The organism is Paenibacillus cineris (assembly GCF_018333335.1).
Taxonomy (GTDB): Bacteria; Bacillota; Bacilli; order Paenibacillales; family Paenibacillaceae; genus Paenibacillus_AQ; species Paenibacillus_AQ favisporus.
This window is the reverse complement of record NZ_BORU01000003.1, coordinates 366148-381804: the sequence shown is the minus strand read 5'-3', so window position 1 is coordinate 381804 and position 15657 is coordinate 366148. Positions and strand designations below refer to the sequence as shown.

Below are 15657 nucleotides of genomic sequence, written 5' to 3'. Positions count from 1 at the left end.
CCCTCATGATTTATATTCATTTTATTTATGATATGGTTTATTGTAACATGACAATAGAACAAGAGAAAGACTTGGAATAGAGTGGGGAGAGGTGTTTGGTAATGAAAGCTAAAGCGTGGCTTTTTCTAGTATTGGCTAATCTGTTCTGGGCAGGGAATTTGATCTTCGGCAAAGCGGTTACGGCCGATTTTCCACCGGTCTGGGCTTCCTTTCTGCGTTGGGCGATTGCAGCTGTCGTGTTAATCCCGATGGCCCAGCTGGTGGAGAAACCCAATTGGCGGAAGGTGTGGAAAAATAACTGGGGTCTTTTATTATTCTTTTCGCTAGTAGGCGTTGTATTCTACACGCTGCTTACCTATACAGCACTTCAGCATACTTCATCGACAAACGGCAGTCTGATCAACAGCCTGACTCCGGCCGTGATGATCGTGTTGTCGCTGCTGTTCCTGAAGGACAAGATTTCGGTGTGGCAGGGAGTGGGACTCGTTTTATCTTTCCTGGGCGTATTAACGGTATTGACGAAGGGACACCTCCTTGGCGTGTTCAGCACGCATTATAACCAAGGAGACGGCATTTTGCTCATAGCCGTGTTCCTGTGGGCCATCTATTCCATCGTCAACAAAAGGGCGCAGCATCTGCCCCCGATTACATTTGTAGCCTTTACAGCCTCGATCGGCGTTATTTGTATGGTTCCACTGCTGTTTATTCAGCCTTTGCAAACCGGGCATATTACTGCAATCGGCATTACCGGGGTCATCTATCTGGGTTTATTCCCATCCATCGGTTCGTTCCTGTTCTGGAACCAGGGAGTCAAGGTGCTTGGGCCGGGCAAAGCCGGGATCACGATGAATCTGATGCCGATTTTCACGGCGATCCTGTCTGTGATGACAGGCCAGGCATTACTGGTCTCCCAGATGGTTGGCGGTGTTATCGTGATTACGGGGATGCTGTTGTCCGCTAACCTCATCCGGTCGGGAAAAGCCAAAACGAAAACGATCGGCGAGCAGTGTACAAGCGTGGTTTAAAGGGGTTATCGATACCGTGACACAATCCGTAAGAGGAATGGGAAAAGCCAAGAGGGTGGACGTCACCTTCTTGGCTTTTGTGGTGTAGTGGCGGTAGAGGGGAGTCTAAACTAAGGGTTACAGATCGAATTTCCAATTGCCCATTCTTTTGGCGGTATTCGGATCAAGGTACGACGGGAACTGGCTTTCCCGTGTATCCAGGGTCGAAATTTGTTCCATATCCTCTGGATGGAGCTCAAAATCGAAAATGTTGAAGTTTTCGACGATACGCTCTTTTCTCACTGATTTTGGAATCACAACGATTCCACGCTGGACAAGCCAGCGAAGCACGACTTGGGCGACAGACTTGTCGTGACTTTCTGCAATGGAGGCCAGCACTTCGTTGCCGAACAAGTTGTTAAGTCCTTCAGCGAACGGTGACCACGATTGGTGCTGTACTCCCTGTTCTTTCATAAAAGCGGCGCTCTCGATCTGTTGGTAGAACGGATGCGTTTCGATCTGATTGACGGCGGGCACGATTTCGTTATGCACGATGAGGTCCATTAGACGATCAGGCAGGAAGTTGCTGACCCCAATCGCCTTGATTTTGCCTTCGCGGTACAGGTCCTCCATCGCGCGCCAAGCACCGTAGTAATCGCCAAACGGCTGGTGAATCAGGTACAGATCGAGATAGTCAAGCTGGAGCTTCTTCAGGGACTTAGCAAAAGACAGTTTGGCGCTCTCGTAGCCGGCATCCTGAACCCAAAGCTTGGTCGTGATGAACAGCTCCTCACGTGGTATGCCGCTGCGCTTAATCGCGCGTCCGACTGCTTCCTCATTCAGATAACCGGAGGCGGTGTCGATCAGGCGGTAACCGGCCATCAGCGCTTCATAGACCACATTCTCGCATTCTTCTGCATCGGGAATTTGGTAGACACCGAAGCCGATGATCGGCATTTGTACTCCGTTATTTAAAGTTACGGTTTGCATTGTAATTCCTCCCATGGTTTAAGTGTAAAACGGCAAACGGCCGCGAATCCCGGGAATCGGGCACCTCAGCGGGGCTTCCGCTTACGGCCGGTTTGCTTTACAATAAGCCTACTACCTTCGTGTAACACGAAGGCAAGCCTCGATCAAAAATTAATTTTCCAAGGGGGATTACCATGCATACGGTCAAAGAAGCCGCCTTGATCACGGGACTTACCGAGCACGCCGTACGCTTTTACACGGATAAAGGCCTGGTGCCGAGCGTACAGCGCGATAAAAATAACATCCGGATGTTCGACGAAGAATCGATCAACTGGCTGCTTGGCGTCAAATGCCTTAAGCAATCCGGGATGCCGATTGAAGTCATCAAAACGTACATCGATCTCTGTCTCGAAGGAGACTCGTCTATTCCGCAGCGCTACAAACTCATCATGGAACATAAAGAAGCCGCGCGCATTAAGCTCGAAGAAGCCCAGCGGCACATTGCCCATTTGGAACAAAAAACGGAGCTCTATCAGGCCATTTTGGAGCACCGCTCTCCAGACACGACCAATCCGGGCAACTGGGACAACATTCAGCATATGCATGGCGACGTATTCTACTCGCCTTCGGTTCGGAAGGCATAAGAGATATTCTTGAGCGGGTCAAAGGCGTTAGTCGAGGGGGAGAAAATGGGTAGTTCTATAGATAAGCCATAGAGTTTGGAGGTTTAATTCGGAAAATGGAATACATTCTAATCACCATATCTCTCCTGATCATCATAAATTTATGGGCTAAGGTGAGTAAATTAGAAGGCCGCATAAAAGGAATGCAATATACCATAAACCAGTTAACCCAACAATCGGGACTGCCGGAAAATCCCATAAATGATGAACTTCGTCAGTTGATAAAAGAGGGTGAAGACGTAAAAGCCATTAAAAAAGCAAGAGAAACTTTAGGCTTTTCCCTGTTAGAAGGTAAAGAATATATTGATAAGCTGAAATCTGAAACCAGATAATGCTTAAAAAATGGATAAAGCCAAGAAGGGAGTTTGACCTTTCTTGGCTTCTTCGTGTTTGGATAAACGACCAGGGCGAGCGACAAAATTTATTTTACCCGGGTAATATTGACTTATCTATTTTACCCGGGTATAATTAGTGAAGAAATCAGAGAAGGAGATACAGGCATGGGAAATGACCTAACGCGATTTTACTGCACGGCATTTTTGGATGTGAGAGTCGTCGCCAGTGGTTCGCTACAGCACGTTGTTTCTACGGTAAAGGATACTCTGGATGACAGGGACCTCACACAGCTGCTTATATTTGACGATATCTCGGGGAAGCAAATCGATGTTGATTTTCGCGGGAAGACAGACGACGTGCTCCATCGATTAGGAGAACAGTTCGGTGACTTGCCTCCCGATACAGAAGTGGATCATCAGCCTGCACGGCGGGTCGGCCGACCCAAGCTGGGGGTTGTATCCGGTGAGGTTACGTTATTACCGCGGCATTGGGAATGGCTCAAGAGTCAGCCTGGAGGGGCTTCGGTAACATTACGAAAACTCATTGATGAGGCTCGCCATGCTGGAGGAGAACAGAGCAAAAGACGAGAGTCCCAAGAAGCGACATATCACTTTATGACAGCCATGGCCGGGAACTTTCATCATTACGAAGAAGCGCTGCGGGCACTGTATGCTGGTGATGTGGATCGTTTTTACCACTTTATCGATGACTGGGCACCTGATATCAGAGACTATATCAAAAAATTATCGGCTAATGCGTTCCCAGAAGAGAGCTTCTGAATGAAAGCATGTGGATGGAGGAGAACATGAAGATGAACACTTTGAAAGTCAATGGCATTGATTTGGCCTATGACAGTTTTGGCAACGAAAATGACGAGGCGATCATCTTAATCGCCGGGCTTGGAACCCAGATGATCCGATGGACGGTTCCGTTTTGTGAACTATTGGCAGCACGGGGCTTTCGCGTGATCCGCTTTGATAATCGCGACGTTGGTTGCTCGACACACTTTAGCCATTACCAGACGCTGGATTTTGACGCATTGGCGGCTGCTCTCATGTCGGGACAGCGGCCGGACATCCCTTACACTCTCGACGACATGGCCAACGATGCTATCGGACTGCTCGACGCCCTTTCCATTGACCGGGCACATTTCGTTGGCAGGTCGATGGGCGGAATGATCGCCCAGGTTGCTGCCAGTGAGTACCCTGACCGGGTTTTATCCCTCACTTCCATCATGTCCAGTTCCGGTAATCCAGCCCTTCCGCCAACTTCCCCGGATGTCATGGCGATGATGACTCAACCGGCGCCGAACCCCTTTGAGGATGAAGCAGGATTTTTGGCGCACAGCCTCTCTTTTGCCAAACGCATTGCCGGTACTGGCTATCCGTTTGAAGAGGACGCTTATCGGGCGCTTATTCTGGAGGAAGTCCGGCGAGCCTACAATCCAGGCAGTGTCGGACGACAAATCGCTGCGATCGCTGTCTCCGGTGACCGTCGTCCGCGGCTGGCGACGATCAAAGTACCCGCACTTGTCATTCATGGGGCGGATGATCCCATGTTCGTGCCAGCGTGTGGCGAGGACACGGCTTCGGCCATCCCTGGCGCCAAGTTCATGTTGGTTGACGGCATGGGACACGACTTGCCGCATCAACTGTACGAAGAAATCGCTGATGGCATAGAGCGGACGGCTCGCCGCAATTGACACGCTTTTCTGTGAGTCCGCAATGCCCAGAGGGCTGAGCAGGCTCAGGGGCGCAGTGCTGATCACAAGAGATAGACCGCAAACCTTGGTAAAGGGCGGTCTATTTCTTTTTCATGCAAATTTGATCCACCAAAGGCAAAGCTGTTAGCATAATACCAGGGGAACAAGGAAACGTCATGTTTTTCCTTTTATTGTCTACACTAAGCATAACGGTACGCCGCTAGCTTAAAAAACTTATACATCACCATCTTTCCTTGAAGGGGGACATCTGTTTTGGATGCGCAGTTTCTAGATTTATTAGCCCAGCAATATGATACAGAAGAAAAAGTGATCACCGAGATCATCAACCTTGAAGCGATCTCCAACCTCCCCAAGGGAACCGAGCATTTTGTCAGTGATTTGCATGGAGAGTTCCAGGCTTTTCAGCATGTGCTCAGAAACGGTTCGGGTACCGTCAAAGAGAAAATCAAAGATTTGTTCCGTGAGGAATGGACGGATCAAGAAATCAGTGATTTTGCAGCATTAGTATATTATCCGGAAGAAAAAATACAGCTGGTTAAAGGAGACCTGTGCAATAAACAAGCCTTGAACCGGTGGTATCGGCAAACGATCGAACACATGCTTAAGCTCATTTCTTATGCCTCTTCCAAATACACGCGCTCGAAATTGCGTAAAGCTCTGCCGGAGCGGTTTGTATATATTGTCGAAGAGCTTCTGTACAAAACGGATTTGACCCACAATAAGGATCCTTATTATGAGGAAATTTACCGGCAAATTATCTCTTTGGGGCAGGCGGATAAGCTCATTATCGGCCTTGCTTATACGACCCAGCGCCTGGTGGTTGACCATCTTCATGTGGTCGGAGATATTTATGACCGCGGGCCGGAACCGGATAAAATAATGGACACGCTGATTAACTACCACTCTGTAGACATCCAGTGGGGGAACCATGATGCCTTATGGATCGGCGCCTATGCGGGTTCCCTGGTCTGCCTTGCGAATATTATCCGGATCTGTGCCAGATACGACAATCTGGACATCATCGAAGACGTATACGGAATCAATCTTCGCCCACTGCTGAACTTGGCGGAGAAGTACTATGATGACAATCCGGCCTTCAGACCGAAGCTGCAAGCGGACCACAACGTATCGGAGTCGGAAATTCTGCAGATTACTAAAATTCATCAAGCCATTGCCATGATCCAGTTTAAGCTTGAAATCCCGATTATTAAGAGACGCCCTTACTTTAATATGTCTGAAAGGCTTTTGCTGGAGAAGATCGATTACGAGAAGAATGAAATCAACATTGGCGGGAAAACTTACCCACTGGAAAACACCTGTTTCGCGACCGTAAACCCGGAGCAGCCTGAACAATTGTTAGAGGAAGAGCAGCAGGTGCTGGAAAAGCTGCTGTTCTCCGTTCAGCATTCCGAAAAGCTGGCGAGACATATGAATTTTCTGATGAAAAAGGGCAGCCTTTATTTAAAATACAACGGGAATTTGTTAAGCCACGGCTGCATTCCTTTGGACGAAGAAGGAAATATGGAAGAAATGCAGATCGAAGACCAACTGTATTCGGGCCGTCAGCTGCTCGACGTTTTTGAATATTATTTACGTTACGCCTTTGCGCATCCGGAAGAGACGGATGATCTGGCTACGGATATGGTATGGTACATCTGGACAGGGGAGTGCTCCTCGCTCTTTGGAAAAAGAGAAATGACAACCTTTGAACGTTACTTTATCCAAGATAAAGAGACCCATAAGGAGAGAAAGAACCCTTATTACCATTTGCGCGAACATGAGGAGATCTGCCGGAAAATCCTGCTGGATTTCGGATTGAATCCGGATCATGGACATATCATTAACGGGCACACGCCGGTTAGAGAAATTCGTGGGGAGAACCCGGTTAAAGCAGGCGGGAAAATGGTCGTCATCGACGGCGGTTTTTCCAAAGCTTATCAGTCTACAACCGGCATTGCCGGATATACGTTGCTGTATAATTCTTTTGGCATGCAGCTTGTCGCCCATCAGAAATTCAATTCCAGAGAAGATGTGTTATGTAACGGGACGGACGTATTGTCTGTAAAAAGACTGGTGGACAAAGAACTGGAGCGGAAGCTGGTAAGGGAAACCAATGTCGGGAAGAAGCTGCAGCAGAAAATATCCAATTTGAAGAATCTCCTGGAATATCGCTATATGAAATGAAACAGCTGCGAAATGGAACCATGGCTATAGGTAAAAGGAGTCGCCCGAGGGCGGCTTTTTTATTTTTAAAAATGTTTTGCCTCCTGCTGTACCCTGACATAATGCTGTCAAGGTGGGTGGTCTAATATTAGTAATGTAAGCAAGACAAACGCCAACCCATTTGAGGAGGAAAATGAAATGACTACAGTTAACCCGAATTGTTACGAGGTAAGTGAAGCGATCCATCCTTTCCATATCGCCGTGCCACAGGATGATCTTGATGATCTTCGGTATCGTCTGTCCCGGACGCGGTGGCCTGAAGCGATGAACGGGGCCGGCTGGAAATACGGCATTTCACTTGACTACATCAAAGAGTTGGCGTCCTACTGGCAGAATGAATATGATTGGCGGAAATACGAGGCGCAATTGAACGAGTATCCGCAATTTACAACGACAATCGACGGAGCCCAGATCCATTTCATGCATGTTCGCTCGCCAGAGCCAGATGCATTTCCTTTACTGCTTACCCACGCCTGGCCCAGTTCGATTGTCGAATTTCTCGAATTGATTGGACCGCTAAGCGATCCGCGCAGCCACGGCGGCGATCCGGCGAACGCATTCCATCTCGTCATCCCTTCCGTCCCCGGATTCGGCTTCTCGGGTCCGGCGCTCGGCTCCGGATGGAATATTGCCCGCATTGCAAAGGCGTGGGATACGTTAATGAAGCGTTTGGGATATACCGAGTACGGATCACACGGCAGCGACTGCGGCGCACTCGTGTCCAGAGAGCTTGGTATACAAAAGCCGGAAGGCCTGCGCGGCATCCATGTGCTGCAGTTATTTTCTTTCCCGTCAGGAGATCCTGCCGAGATGGTGGATTTATCGGAGGATGATCAGAAGCGGCTTCAATTTTTGGCGAATTTTCATGAACGGGCGGGCTTCAATTCGATCCAATCCACCCGGCCGCAGACGCTCTCCTATGGGCTTGCGGATTCGCCGGCAGGTCAGCTCTCTTGGATAGCGGAGTTATTTAACGGATACGGCGATCATGTGGATTTTATTGACAGGGATGCACTCCTGACGAATGTCACGCTGTACTGGCTGACCAATACGGCGGAATCGTCCGCCCGGTTATATTACGAGAACGCTCATCAGCAGCAGGAGCCGCAAGGACCAAATACGACTCCGACAGGAGTGGCGGTGTTCGGCGATGATTTCAAATCGATAAGACGTTTTGCCGAACGCGACAATACCAATATTGTGCAATGGTCGGAGTTTGAGCGCGGCACCCACTTTGCCGCTATGGATGCGCCGGATCTTCTGATTCCTGACATCCGGTCATTCTTCAGCCGATACCGCTGATATAGGGATATGGGAAAAAGCCAAGAGGGTGAAGAACGCCTTCTTGGCTTTTTTATCAAACGTCATTCAGCTGCTCGGCAAACAGCTTGGGCTTGCTCCGGTTAGCCGTATGGAAAAGAATCCAGATAAACAATATACTGTATAGAATGAACTAAAGAAATGAATGTCATAGATCTATATCCCTATAACTGTTTTTTATTGAGGTGAATATCAAATGGAAGAAATCGATGATTCAAAACAAATTGTATTACAAATCGGCGGTGCCTTGAAAAAGTACAGAAAAGAAAAAAATATGAGCTTAGACGACTTAGCGGAGTTAACGGGCGTCAGCAAGCTTACTCTTGGGAATATCGAACGTGGCGAGACAAATCCAACTTTGGGGATGATATGGAAAATTTCAAAAGGCATATCTTTACCGCTATTGGCTTTGTTCAAATCAGAAGAACCTGTTAGTTTGTATCGAGCTGGGGAAGGACTGCGGTTTTCTAATGGTCAAAAAAATTGGATCATTGAACCTGTCTTTAAAAGCAACGATATTGAAATGTGTCGGGCATACTTACAGCCGAATAGCTCGTATTACCCGGAAGGTCATCATGTGAATACAACGGAAATTGCGACAGTCATGACGGGTTCCATTGAAATACAAGTCAACGGAGAGATTTACACATTGAATCAATATGATACGATGAGTTTTCGTGCAGATTATGCTCACTCTTATACGAATCCTACGGATAGTGAAACCGTACTCCATATCTCCTTAAAGTATGGTTTCTAAAAATCGAAAATTCCTCTTATTACATACAACTTCGAATTCCATGATGGGATTCAGAGTTGTATTTTTGTTTTTAGACGAGATAAGGTTTACTATAAAATACTTATTGTTAAAAATAGTATACTATAATATACTTTTGTTGTTCGCGCGAATGTTATTGCATCGTTTTTTTCGTTTTTTTCAATCCATAGGAAACAAATCATAGGCATGAATTCAGGAAGGAGAATTGAAGAATGCCGAAACAAAATATAAAAGGGGTACCATCCTCTATAGGGCTGATCATTCTCGGCATTATTGTTATTGCAGCTAATTTACGTACTCCCTTAACCTCTGTCGGTCCTTTAGTGAGTCTCATAAGGGATGACGTTCATATTTCAAATACATTAGCGGGCCTGATCACAACGGTACCCTTGCTTGCGTTTGCTTTATTATCTCCTCTAGTACCGAAATTAGGACGAAAATATGGGGTTGAACGGATCATCTTGATGGCCCTCATCTTTCTGACCGTTGGTATTGTCATACGTTCTTTATCTGGCGCAGTTGATCTGTTTATTGGAACAGCAATTCTTGGATTCGCCATTGCCGTATGTAATGTATTACTGCCAAGTATCATCAAAAGGGATTTCCCGAATAAAATTGGCTCCATGACAGGTGTTTACTCCATTTCAATGAGCTTATGCGGAGCAATCGCATCGGGAATCAGTGTACCGATCGCCGTGAACGCAGGTCTAAAATGGCAGGGAGCATTGGGAATATGGGGGATGCTAAGCTTTGTTTCGGTCCTCTGCTGGTTACCCCAATTAAGAAATCAAACGAAGCAAACGGCCACGACGAGTCAACAGGTGGCCGGCAACGAGGTGAATGTTTGGAGATCCCCGCTTGCCTGGCAAGTAACCTTGTTTATGGGGATACAGTCCATGGTTTTCTATGTGTTGATCGCTTGGTTGCCTGAAATTTTAAAGCAGCAAGGAATTGACTCCAGCCAATCCGGATGGTACCTCTCGATCATGCAGTTGGCTATGCTTCCATTTACCTTTGTTGTCCCCGTTATTGCTGGGCGCATGTCCAGCCAACGTTTGTTAGTCGTCATCATAACCATTTTGCTTTTGACGGGAACGCTGGGGATCCTTTACGGTAGCTCCGATATCATTCTGTTGTGGATCATCTTACTCGGAATTGGTGGAGGCTTCGCCTTTAGTTTGTCCATGATGTTTTTCGGGCTGCGTACTGAAAATGCGCATCAGGCAGCGGAACTGTCCGGCATGGCACAATCGATCGGATATCTGCTTGCCGCAATCGGCCCTGCCCTTATCGGATACCTGCATGATACGACAAATAGTTGGAACTTACCGCTTTTCATTCTGCTTGGCGCTTCGGTCTTACTCTTTCTAGTCGGTTTAGGCGCAGCAAAAAACCGTTATGTCGGTAGCCGAAATCGTTACGAGCTGCCACGGAAAGGATGATTGGAATGTTTGACAAAATGATGGTGGCCATTGATCAAGCTGAAATAATGAACAAGCTCCTTGATGCAACCGTTGAAATCGCCCGAAACAAACAAACGCAAGTAACCTTGGTTCATGTCAGCCAGGAATATGTGTCAAATGGCATGACCTATGTACCAGAGAATTTCTTGGAAGAAATATTGAACGAAATGGAGAAAGCGGGTTTGGAACAGCTGCAGCAAGCCAAATCTAAATTGGAATCTGCGGGGATTAATGCGGAAACCGTTCATCTTAAGGGTGATCCTGCACATGAAATATTAAATTATGCAAGGGATACCGAGCAGCAGCTTATTATTATCGGAAGCCGTGGGCTGAGGGGCATCAAAGAAATGATGCTTGGAAGCGTCAGCCACAAGGTTTCACAGCTGTCCAAATGTCCAGTCCTCATTATGCATTGACTCCTTCGGGAACTGCAAAGATGATATGGGAAAAAGCCAAGAGGGTGAAGAGTACCTTCTTGGCTTTTTTGGTGTCGTCATGAGGCTGATCGGGCGATTCTATCAAAAATATTATGTTTAGATTCCAGGCAAGTAGATTGTTAGATTCGTTGCCTAAACCTATAATGGAGAGTGATATGGAAGGAATAAAATAACAAATTGATAGATGAATTGAAGAACAAGGAGAGGTCTATGTGTACCATGTGAAAAAAATGTGGAGGTTATTTCTTTGTTTGATCATTATAGCGGGGGCGCTTCCTTTAACAACTATCAATAAAGCGTCCGCCAGTGATGAAGCAGCCGCTGTCCAGTCGGCGGGGAGCGTGAACACGCCAGCCAGCGACGATGTGGTTAGTTTGGCCGAATCCCCCTCTCAGGGAACGAGCGAATCTGACACGGAACCGCTAACGGCTACCGTTGTGGTGGACGATGATAAGCTAGGGATCGGTCAGACTTCAAAGGTAACGATCACGTTCTCGGAAGCGGTGACCGGATTCACGATTGCTGATCTAAAGGTGGGTAACGGCACATTAGGTCCCTTAACCTCTTCAGATGACGGCATCACCTGGGTGGCGACGCTGGTTCCGAGTCCGAACAGCCAAGCCAAGGATAATGTCATCACGCTCGACTTAACGGGTGTAAAAGATGCTGCAGGCAATCCGGGAACGGGAACAATCGCCTCCAACCCCTATGAGTTGGATCCAGAGCGCCCAACGGCTGTGGTTATGACGGACAAGGATAAGCTGGGCATCGGTCAGACTTCAACGGTAACAATCAAATTCTCGGAAGCAGTGACCGGTTTCGATCTAGCCGACATGACTCCGCAAAACGGCACTTTAAGTAACCCAAGCACTTCAGACAACATCACGTACACGGTGACCCTGACGCCCGCGGCCAATCTCAACATCAAAAACAATATCATAACGCTCGCCTTAGCGGGTGTACTAGATAACGCAGGCAACCCCGGAACGGGAACGATCGCCTCCAACCCCTATGAGTTGGATTCAGAGCGCCCAACCTCCACGATTGCGATTGCCAATTCCAAACTGATGGCCGGCCAGACTACAACAGTGACGTTTACGTTCTCGGAAGCGGTAACGGGTGTCGACCTATCTGACCCGACGGTGGCTAACGGTACATTAAGTAACCCCAGATCGAGTGACGGCGGCAAGACGTGGGCGGCGACCCTGACGCCGACTTCGGATATACAGGATAACACCAATATCATCACACTAGATAATACAAGAGTGAGGGATCTCGCCGGCAATGCGGGTGAAGGAACGATCAATTCCGCCAACTACGAGATTGATACTGTACGCCCAACGGCCACCATTGTGGTTGCCGACAATGAGCTAAAGTCAGGCGAAACGTCACTTGTGACCATCACTTTCTCGGAGGCCGTATCAGGCTTCAACTTATCCAGCCTTACGGCGAGTAACGGGACACTAAGTAATCTCACTTCGATCGACGGGGGAAGGACTTGGAACGTTACGCTGACGCCTAAAGCCAACGTTAATGCGGCTGACAATTTCGTTACGCTCGACAACAGCAGGGTGCATAATGCGGCCGGCAATTCATTGGGGGAGGGAGTGACAAAATCCAATCCCTATACTGTCGATACGGTGCTGCCATCTGCGGCATTGAGCAATTTAACCATATCGAGCGGCACATTAAGCCCTGCTTTTGTACCCGAAACGACAAGCTATACCGCCAATGTTCCTTATGCTGTATCCAGCATAAAAGTACACGCGACAATGAAGGATAACAGCGCCACGATGACCGTGAACGGAAGTCCGGTAGCCAGCGGGCAACCAAGTCAGGATATTTCATTAAACGTAGGTGTAAACTCCATTACGGTGGTTGTAATTGCTGAGGATCATTCGACTAAGACCTACACGATCTCCGTGACACGTGCTAATCGCGAGACAAATGAGGGCGGGAGCCGCGACAATGGTAGCAGTAGCAGCGTCAGTAGTGGTGGAAGTGTAAGCAGCGGCTGTTCAACCACACCGGTAATCCCGAGCGATAACAAAATCATCTCTACGGATGGTCAATTAACCCTTCCTCCAGGTAAAGCCGGAGAGGTTCGATTAGGAGATGCCATCTCGATCTCTGTTCCAGCATGCGCGACAAAGCAAGAGCTGAAATTAGCGATCCAAAAAGTAACGGACACTCATCAATTTATAACTCATCATGAAGTTTTCCTTAGCCCGGTATTCGAGCTTTCAAAAAATGTACCGGCATACTTCGATAAATCGGTAACGTTATCTTTTGCATTTGACCCGGCGAGCTTGAAAAGCAATCAAACGGCGGCTGTTTTTTATTATGATGAAGCGAAGAAAATTTGGATCATGGTTCCGGCCGGCAGGGTACAGGAAAACCGCATTGCTGTCACTGTCGATCACTTCACAAAGTTTGCAGTACTTGCCATAGATCAGGTAACTGGGTTAACCGTCATCAGCAACCCGGCGGAATTTGGCGATATATCCGGACACTGGGCGGAAGCCAGCATCAAGCAGGCGGCAAGCACCGGAATCGTCACCGGTTATCCGGACGGCACGTTTAAACCGGGCAAGACGGTCACCCGCGCAGAGTTCACGGTAATGCTCGTAAATACGCTAGGCCTCAAAAAGACAGGAGCTGAGCTGACCTTTATCGATTCAGCCAGTATCGGTGCTTGGGCACAAAATGCGGTCTCACAAGTGGTGCAGCTAGGTATGATGAAAGGATACGAAAACGGTACTTTCCGTCCCAACGCAGAAATCACACGCGCTGAGATAGCCGTCACCATTACCAATGCTGTGGGCCAGATCAGCAAGGGCACTCCGGAAGCAGGCTTCGCGGATGACAGCGAAATTCCGGATTGGGCCAAGGGCAGCGCTGCATTTCTGAAACAAAACGGGATTATGCTTGGGAAAGACGGCAACCGGTTCGCTCCCCAAGAAGCTGCTACAAGAGCTGAGGCTGTGACGGTCCTGCTGAATATGTTCGTACTTCGAGGGTAGATGAAATTTTAATCCTATGAACGATTGATGTCATGAAGAAGGCTTCCGGCATAAACGCTGGGGGCCTTTTCTTGTGACGATTTGAAAAATGACTTTCTATCAGAAGGTATCATGCTAAAAGTTTGTAAAAGTTACCCGAAGAGGAGCCGGTCGATACCCAGGTATTTACGCCTGATTTTCGCCCGGCTTTTTCTCGTTATTTAGTGGGAATTTAATTTCAACATAGGAAAAAAGGGTGCGGGAAGAAAGTCGTATCCCACAAAAACGGTTTAACTCTGATTCGATCCTAAGAAAAGGGATATTCCACAGATGGTGGAGACTGGAAAAAGCGTATCATTTCGGGGCAGGCGAGAATTTGAACGTTTGGAAAGAGGAGTAGGTGAGCATGAGTTTCGAGTTTTTTCGACGACTAGGCATGATTCCTCATTTTCGGGAAACCGCATTGACTGATTAAAAGCGCATTCATATACTTGAGCCTAAATTTGGATTTGTTAGTTATTTTAACAAAGTAAGGTGGTGGATGACATCGTGATCGGTAGGGGGAAAACCGGGAACGCCAAATTCGTCAAGCAGATGAACCGGGAAGGTATATTGCATCAGCTCCGGCAGGAGCCCCGCTTGTCACGAGCCGAACTGGCAGTAAAAACGAAGCTTAGCCGTCCTTGTGTCTCGGCATTGGTGGAAGAGATGATTCATGAAGGGCTCATTCGTGAGGTGGGTACAGGAGAATCCAGAGGGGGGCGCAGGCCGATCCTGTTGGAATACAATGTGCAGGCGTATGCGGTCGTAGGCGCCGTGTTTGAAGGCAGCGAGCTTGAAATGGCGGTAGCCGATATGAAGGGCGAGCTGATCGCCCAAATGCATACGCGTTTGAAGCAGCCGGTGGATGGGGAATCCGCGCTCCAGGCGCTCGAGGAGACGCTGGCGCGTCTGCTGGATATGAGCGGGACGGACCGGAGCCGGGTGATCGGAATCGGCGTTGGGCTTCCGGGCATTACGCAGCGCCGAAGCGGCACCGTCAGCCATGCTCCAAGCACGGGCTGGATGGACCTCCCCGTGGGCAGGGAGATTGAAGAGCGCCTTCAGCTGCCGGTAGTGCTGGATAATGACGTCAACATGATGACGCAGGGCGAATTTTTCGGCGGGGCCGGGTCTGGCGTATCCAGCCTGGTATATATGTACGTCGGAACGGGGATCGGCGCCGGCATTATCCTTGACAAGCAACTGTACCGCGGAAGCAAGGAAGCCTCCGGTGAAATCGGGTATATGCGGATCGGTGACTCGCCGGGAAGACGCAAAGGCGAATTCGGTGTGTTCGAGAAAAATTTCTCGGTGAACGGCATACACGGTAAAGCGAAGGCGCTCGGGCTTGAGGTCGACGCGGAGACGAGCATTCTCCGGCAGTTAATCCAGCTGAGCGAGGAAGGCAGCTCGCAGGCGGAGGGACTGCTGAATGACGTGTATCACGGCTGGGCTTCGGGAATCGCCAATACGGTCAGCGTGCTCGATCCCGAGATGCTGGTCTTGAGCGGCGAGATGGTCCATTTGAACGAAGCCGGAATGAACCGGATCCGTGAGCTGCTGCTGGATTGGGTGCCGGTGATGCCGGAAATCCGCTTGGCGGCGCTGCGAGAGCGCGCGGGGCTCATGGGTGCGGTGCACAGCGTGCTTGAATCGCATTCGTACGCATCCAGGTAGTTA

General features: G+C 48.6%; 13 protein-coding genes. 12 read left to right on the top strand and 1 reads right to left on the bottom strand.

All coding sequences use genetic code 11. The annotated features are described in order from the left end of the window. Positions 1–101 precede the first annotated feature (101 nt). Positions 102–1025 carry a DMT family transporter gene (locus tag KI379_RS25900; protein WP_212985383.1) on the top strand — a complete coding sequence of 308 codons (924 nt, stop codon included), beginning with the start codon at positions 102–104 and terminating at the stop codon, positions 1023–1025. Positions 1026–1142: 117 nt separating this feature from the next. Here KI379_RS25900 and KI379_RS25895 read toward each other — a convergent pair whose 3' ends face one another. Then, positions 1143–1994, bottom strand: a complete 852-nt coding sequence (locus KI379_RS25895; protein WP_212985382.1) for an aldo/keto reductase — start codon at positions 1992–1994, stop codon at positions 1143–1145. Between the two features lie 173 nt (positions 1995–2167). Between KI379_RS25895 and KI379_RS25890 the strand changes: the two genes are divergently transcribed. The 11 genes from KI379_RS25890 to KI379_RS25840 all read left to right on the top strand — a co-directional run bounded on the left by KI379_RS25890 (position 2168) and on the right by KI379_RS25840 (position 15654). Next, positions 2168–2617, top strand: a complete 450-nt coding sequence (locus KI379_RS25890; protein ID WP_145141201.1) for a MerR family transcriptional regulator — start codon at positions 2168–2170, stop codon at positions 2615–2617. A gap of 95 nt (positions 2618–2712) precedes the next feature. Next, positions 2713–2988, top strand: coding sequence for a hypothetical protein (locus tag KI379_RS25885; protein WP_163880891.1), 276 nt, complete (start codon positions 2713–2715; stop codon positions 2986–2988). Positions 2989–3156: 168 nt separating this feature from the next. Further along, the gene (locus KI379_RS25880) at positions 3157–3771 is read left to right on the top strand and encodes a DUF2239 family protein (RefSeq protein WP_212985381.1); all 615 of its coding nucleotides are present in this window, start codon (positions 3157–3159) and stop codon (positions 3769–3771) included. A gap of 32 nt (positions 3772–3803) precedes the next feature. Continuing rightward, positions 3804–4694: an alpha/beta fold hydrolase gene (locus tag KI379_RS25875; protein ID WP_212985380.1), complete on the top strand. Its 891-nt coding sequence runs from the start codon at positions 3804–3806 to the stop codon at positions 4692–4694. Positions 4695–4967: 273 nt separating this feature from the next. After that, complete coding sequence (locus KI379_RS25870; RefSeq protein WP_212985379.1) at positions 4968–6899, top strand: fructose-1,6-bisphosphatase; 1932 nt, start codon at positions 4968–4970, stop codon at positions 6897–6899. 177 nt (positions 6900–7076) lie between these two features. After that, on the top strand, positions 7077–8240 hold the full coding sequence (locus KI379_RS25865) for an epoxide hydrolase family protein (protein WP_212985378.1): 1164 nt from the start codon (positions 7077–7079) through the stop codon (positions 8238–8240). Positions 8241–8454: 214 nt separating this feature from the next. Continuing rightward, the gene (locus KI379_RS25860; protein WP_145141191.1) at positions 8455–9015 is read left to right on the top strand and encodes a helix-turn-helix domain-containing protein; all 561 of its coding nucleotides are present in this window, start codon (positions 8455–8457) and stop codon (positions 9013–9015) included. 230 nt (positions 9016–9245) lie between these two features. Next, positions 9246–10475: a CynX/NimT family MFS transporter gene (locus KI379_RS25855; protein ID WP_212985377.1), complete on the top strand. Its 1230-nt coding sequence runs from the start codon at positions 9246–9248 to the stop codon at positions 10473–10475. Between the two features lie 5 nt (positions 10476–10480). After that, on the top strand, positions 10481–10912 hold the full coding sequence (locus KI379_RS25850) for a universal stress protein (RefSeq protein WP_212985376.1): 432 nt from the start codon (positions 10481–10483) through the stop codon (positions 10910–10912). Positions 10913–11145: 233 nt separating this feature from the next. After that, positions 11146–13956 carry an Ig-like domain-containing protein gene (locus KI379_RS25845; RefSeq protein WP_212985375.1) on the top strand — a complete coding sequence of 937 codons (2811 nt, stop codon included), beginning with the start codon at positions 11146–11148 and terminating at the stop codon, positions 13954–13956. Positions 13957–14484: 528 nt separating this feature from the next. Then, the gene (locus KI379_RS25840; RefSeq protein WP_212985374.1) at positions 14485–15654 is read left to right on the top strand and encodes an ROK family transcriptional regulator; all 1170 of its coding nucleotides are present in this window, start codon (positions 14485–14487) and stop codon (positions 15652–15654) included. Positions 15655–15657: the final 3 nt, after the last annotated feature.

Excerpts from the sequence above, each read along its gene's own strand:
- KI379_RS25885 (WP_163880891.1), top strand. The coding sequence starts at position 2,713 with ATGGAATACATTCTAATCACCATATCTCTCCTGATCATCATAAATTTA.
- KI379_RS25900 (WP_212985383.1), top strand. The coding sequence starts at position 102 with ATGAAAGCTAAAGCGTGGCTTTTTCTAGTATTGGCTAATCTGTTCTGG.
- KI379_RS25890 (WP_145141201.1), top strand. The coding sequence starts at position 2,168 with ATGCATACGGTCAAAGAAGCCGCCTTGATCACGGGACTTACCGAGCAC.
- KI379_RS25895 (WP_212985382.1), bottom strand. The coding sequence starts at position 1,994 with ATGCAAACCGTAACTTTAAATAACGGAGTACAAATGCCGATCATCGGC.
- KI379_RS25875 (WP_212985380.1), top strand. The coding sequence starts at position 3,804 with ATGAACACTTTGAAAGTCAATGGCATTGATTTGGCCTATGACAGTTTT.
- KI379_RS25880 (WP_212985381.1), top strand. The coding sequence starts at position 3,157 with ATGGGAAATGACCTAACGCGATTTTACTGCACGGCATTTTTGGATGTG.
- KI379_RS25860 (WP_145141191.1), top strand. The coding sequence starts at position 8,455 with ATGGAAGAAATCGATGATTCAAAACAAATTGTATTACAAATCGGCGGT.
- KI379_RS25855 (WP_212985377.1), top strand. The coding sequence starts at position 9,246 with ATGCCGAAACAAAATATAAAAGGGGTACCATCCTCTATAGGGCTGATC.
- KI379_RS25865 (WP_212985378.1), top strand. The coding sequence starts at position 7,077 with ATGACTACAGTTAACCCGAATTGTTACGAGGTAAGTGAAGCGATCCAT.
- KI379_RS25850 (WP_212985376.1), top strand. The coding sequence starts at position 10,481 with ATGTTTGACAAAATGATGGTGGCCATTGATCAAGCTGAAATAATGAAC.